Genomic DNA, 17,197 nt, shown 5'->3' on the forward strand with positions numbered 1-17,197 from the left:
ATCGTGGGCCCTGGTGGGCGGTCGTGCGCGGCGAACCGCGACGCGCCGGGCGATCGTGACCGGACGGTGACCCGGTGCCGGTGGGAGCATCCCAGCATGGACGCTCCGCTCACGACGCCCGGCACCGGGTCCGCCCCGCTGTCCTGGGGCCTGCGCACGGACCTCCGGAGACACGGCGACGGCGGCGACTCGAGCCGCGTCGGCTACGTCGAGCTCTTCTTCGACCTGGTGTTCGTCTTCGCGGTCACGCAGCTCTCGCACGGCCTCATCGCCCACCCGGGCGCCGAGACCCTCGTGCACACGCTCGTCCTGGGCGTCGCGGTGTGGTGGGTGTGGGTCTTCACGATGTGGGCCACCAACTGGCTCGACCCCGAGCGCGTCCCCGTGCGGGCGATGCTCGTCGTCCTCATGCTGCTCGGCCTGGTGCTCGCGAGCGCCATCCCGGAGGCGTTCGGCGACAAGGCCCTGCTGTTCGCGGTGATGCTCGTGACGATGCAGGTGGGGCGCAGCGCGTTCGTGCTCGTCGCCCTGGGCCGGGTCTGGCCGGAGAACGCGGTGAACTTCGTCCGCATCACCACGTGGTTCGTCGTCTCGGGCAGCCTGTGGGTCGCGGGGGCGCTCGTCGAGGAGCAGCGGCTCGTGCTGTGGGCGGTCGCGTGCGTGATCGACCTGGCGGGCCCGCGCGCGATGTTCTGGCTGCCGTGGCTCGGCGCGTCGCGCGCGAGCACGTGGGTCGTGCGGGGCGAGCACATGGCCGAGCGCGTGAGCCTGTTCGTCATCATCTGCCTGGGCGAGTCGATCATCGTCACGGGCGCGGCGTTCGCGGAGCTGCCGCTCGACGCGACGACCGTCTCCGCGTTCTGCTCCGCGTTCGCGAGCACGGTGCTCATGTGGCTGCTCTTCTTCGACCGCTCCGAGCGGCGCGCGACCGAGTACTTCACGTCGCGCGACGAGCGCGGCATGGTGGCGCAGACCGCGTACACGTACGTGCCGTTCGTCATCGTCGCGGGGATCGTACTCACGGCGGTCGCGGACGAGCTGGTCCTGCTGCACCCGCTGGGTCACGACGGCGCGGGTCACGCCGACGCGTGGACCGCCGCGCTCGTGTGCGGGGCGGCGGCGACGTACCTCGTCGGCAACGCGCTGTTCCGCCGCGCGGCCGGCGGCCCGTGGTCCCTCCCGCACCTGCTCGGTGCCGCGGCGGTCGGCGCGCTCTACGCGACGCACCTCTGGCTCACGCCGCTCGCGCTCAACTGGGTCACCGACGGCATCCTGCTCGCGGTCATCGTCGGCGACGTCGTGCGGGCTCGTCGTCGGGTGGCGACGGAGGAACCCGGGTGATCCGCCCCGAGAGACGACGTACGGCCCGTTCGTGCGCTTCACCCGGCTCTCGCCGGGCGCGAACCCCCCATCGTCGCTAGGTTCGCCCTCAAGGTGCGCGGCAGCCGGCCGTGCTCCGGGTACGGGGATCCGTCGAGAAAGGGCGCGACCGTGGACTTCTGGGACTTCTTCTGGCTCCTCGTCTGGAGCTTCTTCTTCATCGCCTACCTCATCGTGCTCTTCCAGATCATCGCGGACCTGTTCCGTGACCGGGAGCTCTCGGGCTGGTGGAAGGCCGTGTGGATCATCTTCCTCATCTTCCTGCCGATCCTGACGTCGCTCGTCTACCTCATCGCGCGCGGGCGCGGCATGGCGGAGCGGCAGGCGGCCGCGGTCGTCCAGGCGAAGCAGGACACCGACGCGTACATCCGCCAGGTCGCGACCACGTCGCCGGCCGAGCAGATCACGCACGCGAAGTCGCTCCTGGACTCCGGGGCGATCTCCCCCGAGGAGTTCGCGCAGCTCAAGGCGAAGGCGCTCGCCTGACGGGCCTCGTCTGACGGGCCTCGCGTGACCGGACGGGCCGGTCGCACCCGCGTGCGGGTGCGACCGGCCCGTCCCACGATCGAGGCATGACCCGCTTCGGCTACACCCTCATGACCGAGCAGTCCGGCCCGCGCGCGCTCGTCGAGCACGCGGTCGACGCGGAGCGCGTCGGCTTCGAGTTCGAGGTGATGAGCGACCACTACTTCCCGTGGCTCGACGCCCAGGGCCACTCCCCGTACGCGTGGTCGGTGCTCGGCGCGGTCGCCCAGGCGACGGAGCGCGTCGGGCTCATGACGTACGTGACCTGCCCCCTCCTGCGCTACCACCCGGCCGTGGTCGCGCAGAAGGCCGCGACGGTCGCCCTCCTCTCCGACGACCGCTTCACGCTCGGCCTCGGCGCCGGGGAGAACCTCAACGAGCACGTCGCGGGTGAGCGCTGGCCCGCGGTCGGCGAGCGGCACGACATGCTCGAGGAGGCCGTGGAGATCATCCGGTCGCTGCTCGACGGCGAGCGCCTCACGTTCGAGGGCGTGCACTACCGCGTCGACTCGGCCCGGCTGTGGGACCTCCCCGACGAGACCGTGGAGATCGGCGTCGCCGTCTCGGGTCCGCAGTCGGTCGAGCGGTTCGCCCCGCTGGCCGACCACCTCGTGACCACCGAGCCCGACGCCGACGTCGTCCGGCGGTGGGCGGGGGTCCGGGACCGCGCGGACCTCGCGCCGTCGCGCGTCGTCGGGCAGATGCCGATCTGCTGGGACCCCGACGCGGACGTCGCCGTGGCGCGCGCGCACGAGCAGTTCCGCTGGTCCGTGGGCGGGTGGCGCGTGAACGCCGACCTGCCCACGACCGAGGCGTTCGAGGCCGCGAGCCAGTTCGTCCGGCCCGAGGACGTCGCCGAGGCGATCCCGTGCGGCCCGGACCTCGACGCGATCGTCGAGGCCGCCGCGGCCTGGTGGGAGGCAGGGTTCACCGACCTCGCGCTCGTCCAGGTCGGTGAGGTCGGTCAGCGCGAGTTCCTCGACCAGGCCGCGGGACCGCTGCTGGAGAGGCTCCGCGCCGCGAGCCCGACCGACACCCGCGGCGCGTAGCTCAGTCTCCCGTCGTCCTCCGGCGGAGCACGAGCACCGAGCCGGCGAGCACGGCGAACACGGCGAGCACCAGGACGACGGCCACCGACGCGCCGGTCGTCGCGAGCCCGCCGGTCGGGCCCTGCGACGGCGGTGCCGCGAGACCGGGAGCCGGTGCGGACACCGGCGGGCCGCCGGGCGCCCCGGCCACCGGGTCGTCCGGTGCCGGCGCTGGTCCTGGTGCTGGTCCCGGTACCGGTGCCGGCGCCGGCGCCGGCGCCTCGACCAGCGTGACGGTGCACGTCACGTCGGCCTCGAGCGGGACGTCCACGGCACCGTCCGCGGCGCACGCGTCGGCGAACCGCACGGTGTACCCGTCGACCGCAGGCTCGACCGCGACGGCGTACGCCCCGGGGACGAGCACGTGCCGGCTCCCCGGGAGGGCGAGCGGCGGTGCCGCCGCGACGGTCCGCCCGTCGCGGTCGCGGACGACGACGGCCGTCCCGAGCGGTACGTCGAGGACGTCCGCCTCGAGCACGGGCGACGGCACGGCGAGGGTGAGCCCTCCGGCCGTGGGAACGGCGGAGCGCGTCGCCAGGGCGGACGGCCCGACGAGGCGAGCGGGCTCCCCGTCGGCCGTCTCCACCGCGGTCACCACCGTGAGTGTCGACGGTCGTGCGACGGTGTCCACGTCCTCCGCGGCGTTGTTGGCGGGGGTCAGGTCGGCGCCGCTCGCGCCGTCGTCCCACGCCTCGGCGCGTACCGTCACCGGCGCGTCGACCTCCTGCGGACCGACGACGCGCGCGACGAACGTGACGCGGGCCGTCGCTCCGGCGGCGACCGTCCGGTCGTGCCACGTGAGCATCCCGCCGACGCTTCCCGGCGCGTCGTGCTCGCCGGCATCGGATGCGCCGACGAGCTCGAGCCCCTCGGGGAGCGCGGCGGTGATCTCGACGCCCGTCGCGTCGGCCGCGCCCTGGTTCTCCACCGTCACGGTGTACGTCACGTGCTCGCCCGCAGCGACGCGGTCACGTCCGTCGTCGACGGTCGTGACGAGGTCAGGACGCTCCGTGACGGCCGTGACGCACGAGCGCGACAGGGACTCGAGGACCGGCTGCGGGTCGCGGCCGAACGCCGCGATGTCGAAGACCGCTCCGCCGCTGCCCGTCGCGAGGTCCTGGTAGTCCTGCGTCGACGCGCCGGGCGAGACGATGGCGAAGAGGACCGCCTCGTGCTCCTCGAGCGCGGCACGCGCGTCCTCGACCGTCGCGCTCGCGCGCTGCGTGCTCTCGTCACCGACGAGCACGAGGCACGTCGCCGCCTCGGGGCGCAGGCCCGTACCAGGTTCCAGCGCGTGGACGACCGCATCGATCCCCGGCTCGGTCCCGCCGCTGGTCCGCAGGCCGGCGAGCGCCGCCTCGACGTCGGTCAGCTCGTCCGTCGCGGGCAGGTGGGTGTGGGGCAGGTAGTCCTGGCCGTCGGCGCCGAAGCCCACGAGACCGATCTGGTAGTCGATCCCGCGCGCCAGCTCGCTCGCGATGAGGAGGACGTGGGCGCGCACGGCGGCCTGGTAGCCGCCCATGCTGCCCGACTCGTCCACGAGGAACAGGACGTCTCCCGGCGGCTGCGGCACGCGCGGTACCGAGTCCGCGTCCTGCGCCGCCGCGTGCACGGCGTCACCGGCGTACCGGGAGACGAGGTCGCGGTCGTCCTCCAGCGGCACGCGCGCCTCGGCGACGCCGTGCTCGTCCGTCTCGGCCTCGACCTCCCGGCCGGCGGTCCCGAGCGTCACCACGCGGCCCGCGAGCGGCTCCCACGTGGCGCGGTCCCACAGGACCGCCCGGGCCGTGACGTGGCCACGGGACTCGGTCCCCGGAACCACGTGCGCGCTGACGTAGGCCGGACGTCGCTCGACCGTCACGACCGTGCTGTCGCTCGCGGTCGCCCCGTCCTTGTCCGTCACGGTGAGCGTCGCGGTGTACGTGCCGGCGGTCGCGTAGTCGTAGCGGGCGCGCACGGTCGACGTCGTGCACGGGCTGAGCCGCTCGACCGTTCCGTCGCCGCGGTCCCACACGCACTCGAGCGACCGTGCGTCGGTGCTCCCGGGGTCCGCGACGGAGGCCGCCGGGGCCCAGCCGTCGAGGAGGCGCACCGTGGTGTCCGCGCCCGCGGACACGGTGGGCGCGGCGTTGGACACCGTCACGGTCGTCGTCGCGGACGACGTGCGTCCGCGCGTGTCGCGGACCGACATCGTCACCTCGTACGTGCCGTCGTCCGGGAACACGTGGGAGGGGGCGGTGGTCCCGGTCGTCCGGCTCCCGTCCCCGAAGTCCCACGCGCGCTCGACGATCGCCGCGTCCTGCGGGACGGTCGTGTCCTCGATCCGGACGGACGTCCCCTCCACGGTCCGCGCGGGCGCCGTGACCTCCGCCTGCAGCGGGCCCACGACCGTCTGCTCGAGCGTCGTCGTGCCCCGCTCGCCCGCGTCGTCCGTGACGGTGAGCGTGACGACGTACGTCCCCGGCGCGGCGTAGGTGTGCGTCGGCTCGCGCTCGGCCGACGTGCTCCCGTCCCCGAAGTCCCACTCCCACGCCACGACGGTCCCGTCCGGGTCCGTGGAGCGGTCCTCGAACGTCACGGTGGCGTCGCCCACCTGTCCGGTGACGACGCGCAGCTCGTCGGTGGCGATCGAAGAACCGCCCCGGTTGTCGAGCGCCTCGTAGCGCACGCGGTCCGCCGCGACGGGCGCGTCGAGCTCGACGACCTGGAGACCCGAGTCGTCCGCGAGCACGGCCTCGGCAACGGTGGTGAACGCGTCGGACTCGGCTGCCGCCGCGCCGACCCGGACGTTCACCGGACGGGTCGCGCGCGAGTACGACGAGCGGACCTCGACGCGGTCGACGAGGTACGTCCGGTCGAGCCGCACGGTCGCGTGCTGGTTCGTCACGGCGCCGTTCGCCGTCCGCCAGGGTCGCTCCGTGCTCGGGTAGTCGACGTCGATCATCTCGACGCCCGCGTACGTCGACGACCACTCGCTCGACACCTCCGCGAGCACGCCGCCGTGCGCGGTGAGCGCGACGTCCGTGCCCCCGCCCGCGGGTCGCGGGACGAAGGACGCTGCCGGCGGGCCGACGACGCGCACCTCGCCCGTCACGACGTGCGAGACCACGCCCAGCGCGTCCGTCACGCGCAGCGCGACCGTCCTCGTGCGGTCGAACGTCACCGTGGGCGAGGCGTCCGTGCTGTCGACGTCGAACGTCGTGCCGTCGTGGTCGAGGTCCCACTCGTGCCGGACGACGCCGTCGGCGTCCGTCGACCCGTCGACGAGCTGCACCGGCTGGCCGGGGGCGGGCTCGACCGGGGAGACCTCGAACCGGGCGACGGGGCGGTCGGTGACGACGACGTCGCGCGTGACCGTGTCGCCCAGGCCCGCACCGTCGACCACCTCCAGCGTCACCGGGACGGTCCCGCGCGCGGCGAACGTGTGCTCCGGACGCTCGGTCGTGTAGTCGGCCGAACCGTCCCCGTCGACGTCCCACGACCAGGCGACGGGAGCCCCGCCCGCGCTCGCCACGGTGGTGTCGCGCAGGACGGCGGCCTCCCCGACGATCGCGGGCTCCGGCTCGACGACGAAGCGCGCGACGGGGGGCCCGACGTCGGGCGTCGCGGGGTCGCAGTCGTCGTCCCTGCCGTTGCCGGGGACCTCGACCCCGTCCGGTCGCGCCGACGCGTCGGCGTCGTCGCAGTCGACGTTGGCGGTCCACCCGTCGCCGTCGGCGTCGGGGTGCACCGCGAGCACGCGCCACCGCAGCGCGCGCGTCGCGCCCTCCGCGGTGGTCACGACCGCGCGCACGTTCGCGATCGTCGAGTCGGGGGCGGCGGCCGGCACGTGGTCGTACGTCGTGCCCGTGCCCACGGGGGTGCCGTCGACGTCCCAGTCGACGGTCGAGCCCGGCGCGTCGGCCCGGAACGTGCGGGTCGTCCCCACGGGGACCCGCACGAGGTCGTCCGTCGGCGGGTCGACCGCCACGAGCGCCGGGCCGTCGAGCGCGGCGACGTCGACGTGGGCGAGGTCGACCGACCTGCGCCCGGCCGCGTCGGTCCCCCGCACGCTCACGACGGCGCTGCCCGCGCGGTCGAACGTCCCGACGACGCTCGTGCCCGTCGCGTCGTCGTGCTCACCGTCGGCGTCGAGGTCCCACGCGACCTCCGTGCACGTCGCGCACGTCGCGGTGAGCGTCACCGCGGTCCCGGCGGTGGCCGTGTGCGTGCCGCCCGCGTCGACCACAGGGTACGGGGAGCCGCCGGAGCCCGCGACGGCCGCCTCGAGCGCGGGGACCAGCGCTCCCACGCCCGTGGCCACCTCGTCGAAGGCGGCGGTCATCGAGGCGTTGGCGGCCTTCTGCCCGGCGACGAGCGCGTCGAGGCTCCCCGCCGGGTTGTCCAGGTCGAGGCCGACGATCGCGTTCTCCAGGGCGGCAACCCCCGCGGCGTCGAGGCCGGCGTTGCGCAGCTCCCGCGCGTCGTCCGACGCGATGCCGTCCGCCGCGATCGCCGCCTGCTCGGCCGCGAGCGTCGCGAGCGTCGCATCGAGGTCCGCGCCGAGCTCCGCCTCGACCCGCAGGAGCTCGTCCGCTGCCGCGTCCTGAGCCGCCATCACGTGCTGCAGGTCGCGGGCGTACCCCTCGATCGCGCGTGCGTGCATGAGGGCCGCCGCCGCGTCGCCGGCCTCCTGCGCGCCCTGGTACTTCTCGAGCGCGCCGAGGAACGCCGCGCTGAGCGCCGCGCCTTCTCCGGTGGTGTCGGCCCACGCCGCGGTCGCAGCGTCGAGCGGGTCGCCCAGCGGTGCCGGGAAGGTGTCGACCGGGCCGACGAGGGCGGGCCCGACGAAGTCGGGGTCCGGCGGGTCGGCGGCGATCCCGGCGTAGTGGTCGGACTGGTTGAGGATGGTCAGGACGACGCCGACGTACAGCTCGGTCATGAGGTTGACGCCCACCGTGGGGCAGTACCAGTCGGCCGGGTAGGGCGTGGGGATCGCCAGGCACACGTACGTGAGGTAGAAGTTCACGAGCTTGCCGCCCAGGCCCGGACCCGTGAAGCCGGACGCCATGGAGTACCCGATGTGCGCGGACAGGAGCGCCGCGTACGCGTAGGCCGCGGTGCGCCAGTGCTCGGCCTGATCGGTCGCGCCGGCCTTCATCGCCGCGATCGCGGGGTCGGGGAGCGGCGGGACGTCAGACGGGAAGCGGACGCTGAACGCCTCGCGCAGGATCGTGTCCGAACCGTCGAACACGCCGTTCTGGCACGTGTCCTCGACGACGTCGTACGTGCCCGGCCCGAGCGTGCCCGACGGCTGGGTGATCGCCAGCACCTCGTCGATGAACGCGCTGCCGAGCATCGCGCTCTGGATCGTGTTCGGCGTGCCGGAGACGTCCGACAGGCCGCTGCCCGTGGACACGGTCCCGCTCGGGACGACGTACACGTCAGACGCCGTGTAGATGAAGTCGCAGTCGCGGGTCAGGGCACCGCTCGCCAGGACCGTCTGGTTCGGGCCGTAGACACCTTCCAGACCCCAGTACCCCGTGGCGTCCGCCTGTGCCGGGACCGCGCCGGCGGTCACGAGGCCCACCCCCAGCAGCGTCGCCGTCAGTGCCGCCGTGGCGCTCCGCCAGGTGCTCACGTCGTCGTGCCCCCTCTGCTCGTCCCCGTCCCGGGTGACGGGTGTACGCGCGAGGAACCCTACCGGCGGCCGCTCTCAGGAAACACCCAGCAACAGGCGAGCGGCGGGTGAAATCGCTCGTCCCGAGCAGCGCTGCGCCGCGTGCGCGGGCATGCCGGGGAAGGGCCGGCTCAGCCCTGGGGGCGCAGCGCGATGACCATCGCCTCGACGGCGAGCAGCGGCGCGACGTTGCCCTCGAGCCGCTCGCGCGCGACGCCGATCGCGTCCATCCGCCGCACGGTCTGCTCCGGCGTGGAGTCCTCGGCCAGCGTGCGCACCGCCTCGGCGAGCTCGACGTTGACGAGCTCGACCTCCGCCCCGAGCTGCACGACGAGCACGTCCCGGTAGAGGGACAGCAGGTCGACCATCGCGCGGTCGAGCACGTCGCGCTGGTGCCGGGTCGCGCGCCGCTTCTGGTCGGCCTCGAGGTCGCGGAGCTGGGACCGCAGGCGCGGCGGGAGGGTCTCGCCGTCGGCGACGCCGAGCGCGCGCAGCAGCTCGGCCTTCTCGGCCGCGTCGCGCTCCTCGGTCGCGGCCTTCGCCTCGGCCTGCGCGAGGTCCACGAGCTCTCCCGCCGCCAGCACGGCGTCGCCCACCCCGCGGACGCGGCGCGCGAGCGAGAGCACCGACGTCCGCCGGTCGCGGGCCCCCGCGTCGCGGGCCAGCCGGCGCGCGAGCCCGATGTGGCTCTGCGCCGCCCGGGCCGCGACGAGCGCGACGCGCTCGTCGACGCCGTCGCGCTGGACCAGCAGCCCGGCCACGGCCTCGACGGGCGGCACGCGGAGCACGACGCCACGGCACCGCGAACGGATGGTCACGAGCACGTCCTGCGGGCTCGGCGCGCAGAGGATCCACACCGTGTGGGGGGCGGGCTCCTCGATCGCCTTGAGCAGCACGTTCGTCGTGCGCTCGGCCATGCGGTCGGCGTCCTCGACGACGATCACGCGCCGTCGGCCCTGGGACGGGCTGCGGCTCGCGACCGTCACGAGGTCACGCACCTCGTCGATCTTGATCGTGACGAGCTCGGTCGCGACGAGCGTGACGTCGGGGTGGGTCCCGGCGAGCGTCGTGCGGCACGCCTGGCAGCGCCCGCAGCCGCCCTGCTCGCACTGCAGCGCGGCGGCGAACGCGCGCGCCGCGTTGGAGCGGCCGGACCCGGGCGGGCCGGTGAGCAGCCACGCGTGCGTCATCGCGGCGGGGTCCGTCGCGGCGGTGCGGAGCACCTCGACGGCCTGGTCCTGACCGACGACGTCGTCCCAGACGGTCACGCCGCCCCGCTCCCCGTCGCGGGCCCGGCCCCGATCCCCGAGCCGGGCTCGTAGCCGATCGCGCTGTCCGTGTCGTCGAAGCCGTCGTCCGGGTCTGCAGCGACGGTGTCCTCCGCCTCCTCCACGACCGGCGTGAGCTCGAGCCGGGCCGCGACGTCGACGCGGATCTGCGCCTGCAGGTCGTCGACCGAGGCGGCGGCGTCGAGCACGACCCAGCGCTCCGGGTCCGCCGCGGCGCGCGCGAGGAACGCGTCGCGCGTGCGGCGGTGGAACTCCGCTCCGGCACGCTCCAGCCGGTCGTGCTGTCGCCGGATCCGCGCCCCGGCCACGGCCGGGTCGAGGTCGAGCAGGATCGTGACGTCCGGCATGAGGTCCTGCACGGCCCAGCGCGAGATGAGCTCGACCTCGTCCGCGCCGAGCTCGCGACCGCCCGCCTGGTACGCGACCGAGGAGTCGAGGTAGCGGTCCGTCACGACCACCGCGCCGCGCTCGAGGGCCGGGCGCACGAGGCTCGCGACGTGGTGCGCGCGGTCCGCGGCGTAGATGAGCGCCTCCGTGCGCGGGTCCATGTCCTGCCCGTGGAGCACAGCGGCGCGCAGCTCCTTGCCGAGCTCGGTGCCGCCGGGCTCGCGCGTCAGCACGACCTCGCGCCCCGTGAGCTCGCCGAGCCACTGCCCGAGCAGGCGGGACTGGGTGGACTTGCCGACGCCGTCGCCGCCCTCGAACGAGATGAAGTACCCGGGTGCGCTCACGGCGTCCACCCTATCCGCGCCGTCGGACACGGGTGCGGCCGCGGGCTAGCCTCGAGGCATGCCCGACCCCGTTGCCGCCCGCCCCCTGCCCTCTCCCGGCGTCGCGTTCGCCGGACGCACGTTCGACGCCGTCCTGTTCGACATGGACGGCACGCTCATCGACTCCGTCCCGGCCGTGAACCGGAGCTGGCGCCGGATGGCGTCCGAGCACGGGCTCCCCGACCCCGACGACTTCCAGATCCCCCACGGGACCCCTGCCCGCACCCTCATCGCGACCCTGCTGCCCGCCGACCGCGTGGAAGCCGCGTTCGAGCGCATCCACGAGCTCGAGCTCGAGGACACCGACGGCGTGACGATCCTGCCCGGGACGCGCGACGCGCTCGCCACGCTGCCGCAGGCGCGGCAGGCGATCGTCACGTCGTGCACGCGCCCGCTGGCGGCGGTCCGCATCGCGGCGTCGGGTCTCGCCGCGCCGTCGGTCGTCGTGACGGCCGACGACGTCGCGCGCGGCAAGCCCGACCCGGACCCGTTCCTGCTCGGCGCGGAGCGCCTGGGCGTCGACCCGGCGCGCTGCCTCGTCGTCGAGGACGCCCCGGCGGGGATCGCCGCAGCGCGTGCCGCGGGCTGCACGACGCTCGCCGTGACCGGCACCCACTCGGCCGACGAGCTCGCGACGGCGTCCCCCGCCCCGGACGCCCTGGCGACGGGCCTGGCTGCGGTCCGCTTCGTCGTGGACCCCGACGGCGTCCGCGTCACCGACGCCTGACCACCCCGCCGAACAGGGGGGGCGCCTCCCACCCTCGCCCCCTGACGAGCCACGACCGCGTGGTCGGCAGGCTGCAGGCGCACGTTCGTCAGTAGACGCCGGCGCGCAGCGCGGCCGTGACGACCTTCGACGCCGCGGCGTGGACCTCGGCGAGCTCGTCGAGGCTGAGCCCCGTGGCGGCGACGATCGACGGCGGGATGCGCTCGGCGTCGCGGCGGCGGGCGCGGCCCTCGGCGGTGAGGGTCACGCGCACCTGACGGCCGTCGTCGGGCGAGCGCGACCGGCGCACGTAGCCGAGCGCCTCGAGCCGCTTGAGGAGCGGCGAGAGCGTCCCGGCGTCGAGGTGCAGGCGCGCGGCGAGGTCGCCGACGGTCGAGGTCGTGCCCGCGGCGTCGTCCTGCCAGAGCGCGAGGAGCACGAGGTACTGCGGGTGCGTGATGCCGAGCGGCTCGAGCAGCGGACGGTACAGCGCGACCATGCCGCGCGCGCCCGCGGAGAGCGCGAAGCAGACCTGCGCCTCCAGCGCGAGGGGGTCGGCGAACAGCGTGGCCGCGCCCTGCGCGACCGTCCCCTCGACCGTCGTGTCGACCTCACCACCCGCCATGGCGCCATCGTACCGAGGATCGCGTTATTCTTGGTACACCAATGATTGGTGCACCAATCATCTGACGAGACCTGCAGCGGAGGACACCGTGGCGCGGAAGAACGACAGGCGCACGCTCGGCATGCGCATCACCGAGGGCTTCCTCCCGATCTTCGGCCCCGCCCAGGTCGGGCGCCATGACGCCGACGGCCGAGGCGTCTCCGACGCGGAACGCGAACGCGACCAGGACCTGAAGACCCGCTTCGAACGCGTGACGGGCCCGGACGGCCGCAGCTACGTCGTCGAGCACACCGACTGACACCCCCGCGAGATCGACCCGAGCGTCCCCAGATCGACCCACCGAGGGTCGATCTCGGGCGCTCGGGTCGATCTCGCGCCGGCAGCCTCACTCCCCGGGGTACACGACCCCGATCTGGCGGCGGACCTCGTCGAGCGTGCGCATGACCTCGAGCGTCGAGTCCCACGACATGCGTGGGCTCTGCGTCTCACCCGCGGCGACGCGGCGCGCGACCTCGGCCGCCTGGTACTGCTTGCCCTCGCCCGTGAACCCGTCGTAGTACCAGGACGAGCCGTCGTGCCGGACCACGCGGAACGACGTCGGTGCGTAGAAGTTCCCCTCGACCTCGATGCGCCCCGCGGTCCCCGAGATCACGGCCGTCGTGGCCGTGCGCGACCACAGCGTCGTGGAGAGCGTCGCCTGCGTGTCGCCGTAGCCGAGCACGACGCTCACCTGCCCGTCGACGCCCGTCTCCGTGAGCGCGCCCACCGCGGTGACCGACGACGGCGCGCCCAGCAGGTCGTGCGCGAACGACACCGGGTACACGCCCAGGTCGAGCAGCGCGCCGCCCGCGAGCTCGGGCGCGTAGAGCCGGTGCACCGGGTCGTACGCGAACCACTGCCCGTGGTCGGCGCTGAGGTTGACGACGTCGCCGATCTCCCCGCGCGCGATCACCCCGCGCAGCGCGGCCACGTGCGGCAGGAACCGCGTCCACATGGCCTCCATGACGAACACGCCGGCCGCGCGCGCGGCGTCGAGCACCTCGACGGCCTCCGCCGCGTTGCGCGTGAACGCCTTCTCCACGAGCACGTGCTTGCCCGCGGCGATGGCGAGGAGCGCGTGCTCGCGGTGGTGGGAGTGCGGCGTCGCGACGTAGACGACGTCGACCTGCGGGTCCTCGACGAGCTCCTGGTAGCCGTGGTGCGTCGTCGGGACGCCGTGCGCGGTCGCGAAGCGCTCCGCGCGGACACGGTCGCGCGAGCCGACGGACGCGACCCGACCCTGGGTGTGCAGGCGCACCGCCTCGGCGAACGACGACGCGATGCCGCCCGCCCCGAGGATGCCCCAGCGGATCGACGGCGCGCTGCGCGGGTCGGGGACCGTGCCGGTCACGTCGGCGGTCAGGTCGGGGACGGGGTGGACGGCGAGTCGTGCCGAGTTCTCGGCAGCCGCCTGGGCCTCGATGCTCATGGGCCCACGCTATCCCGGTGGGATCGCTCCCACGCCGAGGTGTCCACGGAACCTCGGGGAGACGTGCGACCCCGCGGGACGACATCTCCCCCGTGCGGGTGGTGCGGCGTGCGGCCCGGCGCGCCACGATGGGGACCATGACGTCCCCCGCGCCCCGGACCGACGCGCCGACCGACACCCCGGACGTGCCCGAGGCGCGCGCGAGCGCCCGCGGGCTCGTCAAGGTCTACGGGTCCGGCACGACGGCGGTGCGCGCGCTCGACGGCGTCGACGTCGACTTCGCGCGCGGGCGGCTCACCGCGATCATGGGCCCGTCCGGCTCGGGCAAGTCGACGCTCATGCACTGCCTGGCGGGCCTGGACTCGCCGACCTCCGGGAGCGTCGTGATCGACGGGCAGGAGATCAGCCGGATGTCGCAGCGGCGCCTCACGGCGCTGCGCCGCACGCGCGTCGGGTTCGTCTTCCAGGCGTACAACCTCGTCCCCACGCTCACCGCGGCGGAGAACATCACGCTCCCCCTCGACATCGCGCGCACGCACGTGGACCGGGCCTGGTTCGACGAGGTCGTCGACTCCGTCGGGCTGCGCGACCGCCTGCACCACCGCCCGTCCGAGCTCTCCGGCGGGCAGCAGCAGCGCGTCGCGTGCGCGCGGGCGCTGGTCTCGCGGCCGTCGATCGTGTTCGCCGACGAGCCGACCGGCAACCTCGACTCGCGCTCGGCCGGCGAGGTGCTGGCGTTCCTGCGCCGCTCCGTGGACGAGCTCGACCAGACCGTCGTCATGGTCACGCACGACCCGCGCGCGGCGTCGTACGCGCACCGCGTCGTGTTCCTCGCCGACGGCCGCCTCGCGGGCGAGCTGCACGACCCCACGCAGCAGGACATCCTCGACGCCCTCGCGCTCGCGGCGGACGACGACGGCCCTCCGGCCGGGCCGGCCGCCGGGCCCACGACCTCGGCCGGGCCGGCGGCGCCCGTCGGGCGGCACGCGGCCCCGGCCGACCCGGCATGATCCGCGTCGCGCTGCGGGGCGTGCGCGCGCACGTCGTGCGGTTCGTGCTCTCGGTGCTCGCCGTGACGCTCGGCGTCGCGTTCGTCGTGGGCACGTTCGCGTTCCGCGGCATGCTCTCCTCGACGTTCGACGACATCATCGCGACGACGCTCACCGCCGACGTCTACGTGCGCGGGTCGCAGGAGGTCACCGGGGACGCGACCGGCCCGGGCGGCGGGAGCGGCGGGAACGGGTTCGCGGGCGACCGCACGCTCGTCTCCGCCGACCTCGCGGGACAGGTCGAGGCGGTCGACGGCGTCGCGCGCGCCGTGCCGGACGTCTCCGGGCCGGTCGTGCTCGTCGCGGCCGACGGGACCGCCGTCGTGACGACGGGACCGCCCAGCACGGCGTTCTCGATCGACCCCGAGGACCCGAGCCTCACCCTGCTCGACGGCGCGTGGCCCGGGCCGGGCGAGATCGTGCTCGAGCAGAGCGCCGCGGAGACGGCGGGGCTGTCGACCGGTGACGCGACGACGGTCGTGCTGGGCGGCGAGCCCACGCCCGTGACCGTGTCCGGCGTCTTCGGGATCGAGGCCGCCGCGGCGGGCGCGGTGCTCGTCGGGATCGACGGGGAGACCGCGCGCGACGTGTTCGCGCCCGACGGGATGGTGCCGCAGCTCGCGGTCTGGGCGACGCCGTCGTCCGAGTCGGTCGACGAGGACGCGCTCGCCCAGCGCGTCGGCGACGTGCTGCCCGACGGCGCCGAGGCCGTGACCGGCGAGCAGGCGCGCGCCGAGGCGAGCGAGGCCGTCGAGGAGGTGCTCGGCTTCGTCGAGACGTTCCTGCTCGTGTTCGCGGCGATCGCGCTGTTCGTCGGCGCGTTCATCATCGCGAACACGTTCGCCATGTCGGTGCGCGAACGCTTGCGCGAGCTCGCGCTCCTGCGCGCGCTCGGCGCGTCACCCGGTCAGGTGTTCACGTCGGTGCTCGTGCAGGCGCTCGTCGTGGGTCTCGTGGGGGGCGGGCTGGGGGTGCTCGCCGGGGCCGGTCTGGTGCGCGTCATCCGGTGGGGCCTCGCCCTCGCGGGCATGGAGTTCTCCGGTCGGGTGCCGCTCGGCGCGCCGCAGGTCGTCGCGGCCGTCGGGCTGGGCGCGGTCGTCAGCCTGCTCGCCGCGGTCCTGCCCGCGCGGCGCGCCGCGGCGATCCCGCCCGTCCAGGCGATGCGCGACGACGTCGCCCCGGACCGCGGGACCGGCGTCCGGGCCGTCGGCGGGGTCGTGCTCGTCGCGGTGGGCGCCGGGGTCCTGTGGCTCGCCGCGTTCCTCGGGTCGTCGGTCGCCGACGCCCCGACCGGGTGGGCGTGGGTCGACGACCTCAGCCCGCGCGTGCTGCTCGGCGTCGGCGCCGGGCTCGTGCTCGTCGGCGTGCTCGTCGGGTCCCCGGCCGTCGCGCGCGGCGTGCTCACCGTGCTCGCGTGGCCGCTCGTCGTCGCGCTGCGGCCCCTGGGGCGTCTCGCGCGCGGCAACGTGACGCGCAACCCGCGCCGCACCGCGAGCACCGCGGGCGCCCTGCTCATCGGCATGGCGCTCGTGTCGGTCACGGGCGTCATCGCGGCCTCGACCCAGGCGTCCGTCCGCAGCATCGTCGAGAACGAGGTGCGGGCCGACCTCGTCGTCGACTCCGCGACCCTCGTGGTCCCCGACGGTGCGGTCGACGCCGTGACGGCGACGCCCGGCGCCGCGGTCGTCGACACCGTGCGCCTCGGCCTCGCGCCCGTCGCGACGGTCGACCCCGCCGGGACCGGGACCACCGGGTCCGACGACGGGTCGGGTGCCGCCGAGGCCCGCGGGACCGACGTCGCGGGCGTGCCCGCCGGCTTCTTCGACACCGCCCTGGACCCCGTGGCGCTCGCGGGAGACCCGACGGCGACGCTCGAGGCGGGGGACGTCGTCGTGCACCGGCGCACCGCGCGCGAGCGCGGCTGGGAGGTGGGCGACACGCTGCACCTCGACGAGGGGGACGCCGCGGTCGAGGCGCGCGTGGGCGCGGTGATCGACAGCCAGCTCGTCGGGACCGGGATCCTCGTGCGCGACGACGTGTTCGACGCCGTCGTGCCCGCCGCGCAGGCGAGCGTCCGGATCGTCTACGTCTCGGCCGCGGAGGGCGCGCCCCCCGCCGAGGTGGAGGACCTGCGCGCGGCGCTGACGACCGCCGTCGAGCCGTTCCTCGTCGTCACGGTGCTCGACCGCGAGGACACCGCCTCCGCGTTCGCCGACCAGGTGAACCAGGTGCTCGTGATCCTCTACGCGCTGCTCGCGCTGTCGATCGTCATCGCGCTGCTCGGGATCGTCAACACGCTCGCGCTGTCGATCATCGAGCGCACGCGCGAGATCGGGCTGCTGCGCGCCGTCGGGCTCGGCCGCCTCCAGCTCGCGGGCGTCATCGCGATCGAGTCGGTGCTCACCGCGGTCTACGGCACGGTGCTGGGCGTCGCGACGGGCATCGGGATCGGCGCCGCGCTGCCCGGCGTGCTCGCCGACGAGGGCCTGAGCACGCTCGCGGTCCCCTGGGGCCAGGTCCTCGCGATCCTCGGCGTCGCCGTGGTGATCGGCCTCGTCGCGAGCGTCTGGCCCGCGATCCGTGCCGCCCGCCTCCCGGTTCTCGACGCGGTCACGGTCGACTGACCCCCTCGCCCGCT

12 protein-coding genes are annotated in these 17,197 nt (G+C 74.9%); 7 read left to right on the forward strand and 5 right to left on the reverse strand.

What is annotated here, in order from left to right:
- Positions 1-96: 96 nt before the first annotated feature.
- The 3 genes from ACFC2L_RS01545 (at position 97) to ACFC2L_RS01555 (ending at position 2,954) form a co-directional block, all read left to right on the forward strand.
- Entirely contained in the window at positions 97-1,341 is a 1,245-nt protein-coding gene (locus tag ACFC2L_RS01545) for a low temperature requirement protein A (RefSeq protein WP_375822470.1), read from the forward strand.
- A 150-nt stretch (positions 1,342-1,491) separates the two neighbouring features.
- Positions 1,492-1,866, forward strand: a complete 375-nt coding sequence (locus ACFC2L_RS01550; protein ID WP_375822471.1) for an SHOCT domain-containing protein — start codon at positions 1,492-1,494, stop codon at positions 1,864-1,866.
- Positions 1,867-1,952: 86 nt separating this feature from the next.
- Positions 1,953-2,954, forward strand: a complete 1,002-nt coding sequence (locus tag ACFC2L_RS01555) for a TIGR03557 family F420-dependent LLM class oxidoreductase (RefSeq protein ID WP_375822472.1) — start codon at positions 1,953-1,955, stop codon at positions 2,952-2,954.
- Between the two features lies 1 nt (position 2,955).
- On the opposite strand, the gene ACFC2L_RS01560 is transcribed toward ACFC2L_RS01555, so the two are convergent.
- The 3 genes from ACFC2L_RS01560 to tmk form a co-directional block, all read right to left on the reverse strand.
- Positions 2,956-8,613: a PKD domain-containing protein gene (locus ACFC2L_RS01560; RefSeq protein ID WP_375822473.1), complete on the reverse strand. Its 5,658-nt coding sequence runs from the start codon at positions 8,611-8,613 to the stop codon at positions 2,956-2,958.
- 170 nt (positions 8,614-8,783) lie between these two features.
- Positions 8,784-9,920, reverse strand: coding sequence for a DNA polymerase III subunit delta' (locus tag ACFC2L_RS01565; RefSeq protein ID WP_375822474.1), 1,137 nt, complete (start codon positions 9,918-9,920; stop codon positions 8,784-8,786).
- Positions 9,917-10,672, reverse strand: coding sequence for a dTMP kinase (tmk, locus tag ACFC2L_RS01570; protein ID WP_375822475.1), 756 nt, complete (start codon positions 10,670-10,672; stop codon positions 9,917-9,919). Before tmk ends, ACFC2L_RS01565 begins: the two co-directional genes overlap by 4 nt.
- A gap of 58 nt (positions 10,673-10,730) precedes the next feature.
- On the opposite strand from tmk, the gene ACFC2L_RS01575 reads away from it, so the two are divergent.
- On the forward strand, positions 10,731-11,438 hold the full coding sequence (locus tag ACFC2L_RS01575) for an HAD family hydrolase (RefSeq protein WP_375822476.1): 708 nt from the start codon (positions 10,731-10,733) through the stop codon (positions 11,436-11,438).
- 88 nt (positions 11,439-11,526) lie between these two features.
- Here ACFC2L_RS01575 and ACFC2L_RS01580 read toward each other — a convergent pair whose 3' ends face one another.
- Positions 11,527-12,042 (reverse strand): MarR family winged helix-turn-helix transcriptional regulator, encoded by a 516-nt coding sequence (locus ACFC2L_RS01580; RefSeq protein WP_375822477.1) that lies wholly within the window; start codon positions 12,040-12,042, stop codon positions 11,527-11,529.
- Between the two features lie 121 nt (positions 12,043-12,163).
- Here ACFC2L_RS01580 and ACFC2L_RS01585 point away from each other — a divergent pair, with 121 nt between their 5' ends.
- Positions 12,164-12,340 carry a hypothetical protein gene (locus ACFC2L_RS01585; RefSeq protein WP_375822478.1) on the forward strand — a complete coding sequence of 59 codons (177 nt, stop codon included), beginning with the start codon at positions 12,164-12,166 and terminating at the stop codon, positions 12,338-12,340.
- 87 nt (positions 12,341-12,427) lie between these two features.
- On the opposite strand, the gene ACFC2L_RS01590 is transcribed toward ACFC2L_RS01585, so the two are convergent.
- Positions 12,428-13,510, reverse strand: coding sequence for a Gfo/Idh/MocA family protein (locus ACFC2L_RS01590; RefSeq protein WP_375822479.1), 1,083 nt, complete (start codon positions 13,508-13,510; stop codon positions 12,428-12,430).
- Positions 13,511-13,647: 137 nt separating this feature from the next.
- On the opposite strand from ACFC2L_RS01590, the gene ACFC2L_RS01595 reads away from it, so the two are divergent.
- Both ACFC2L_RS01595 and ACFC2L_RS01600 read left to right on the forward strand, forming a co-directional pair.
- The gene (locus tag ACFC2L_RS01595; protein WP_375822480.1) at positions 13,648-14,520 is read left to right on the forward strand and encodes an ABC transporter ATP-binding protein; all 873 of its coding nucleotides are present in this window, start codon (positions 13,648-13,650) and stop codon (positions 14,518-14,520) included.
- Positions 14,517-17,183, forward strand: a complete 2,667-nt coding sequence (locus ACFC2L_RS01600; RefSeq protein ID WP_375822481.1) for an ABC transporter permease — start codon at positions 14,517-14,519, stop codon at positions 17,181-17,183. The genes ACFC2L_RS01595 and ACFC2L_RS01600 overlap by 4 nt, the downstream gene beginning before the upstream one ends.
- Positions 17,184-17,197 lie beyond the last annotated feature (14 nt).

It is taken from the genome of Cellulosimicrobium sp. NPDC055967 (assembly GCF_042269845.1).
Taxonomy (GTDB): Bacteria; Actinomycetota; Actinomycetes; order Actinomycetales; family Cellulomonadaceae; genus Cellulosimicrobium.

Coding starts and splice junctions, on each gene's coding strand:
- ACFC2L_RS01545 (WP_375822470.1), top strand. CDS start 97: ATGGACGCTCCGCTCACGACGCCCGGCACCGGGTCCGCCCCGCTGTCC.
- ACFC2L_RS01595 (WP_375822480.1), top strand. CDS start 13,648: ATGACGTCCCCCGCGCCCCGGACCGACGCGCCGACCGACACCCCGGAC.
- ACFC2L_RS01575 (WP_375822476.1), top strand. CDS start 10,731: ATGCCCGACCCCGTTGCCGCCCGCCCCCTGCCCTCTCCCGGCGTCGCG.
- ACFC2L_RS01585 (WP_375822478.1), top strand. CDS start 12,164: ATGCGCATCACCGAGGGCTTCCTCCCGATCTTCGGCCCCGCCCAGGTC.
- ACFC2L_RS01590 (WP_375822479.1), bottom strand. CDS start 13,510: ATGAGCATCGAGGCCCAGGCGGCTGCCGAGAACTCGGCACGACTCGCC.
- ACFC2L_RS01600 (WP_375822481.1), top strand. CDS start 14,517: ATGATCCGCGTCGCGCTGCGGGGCGTGCGCGCGCACGTCGTGCGGTTC.
- ACFC2L_RS01580 (WP_375822477.1), bottom strand. CDS start 12,042: ATGGCGGGTGGTGAGGTCGACACGACGGTCGAGGGGACGGTCGCGCAG.
- ACFC2L_RS01555 (WP_375822472.1), top strand. CDS start 1,953: ATGACCCGCTTCGGCTACACCCTCATGACCGAGCAGTCCGGCCCGCGC.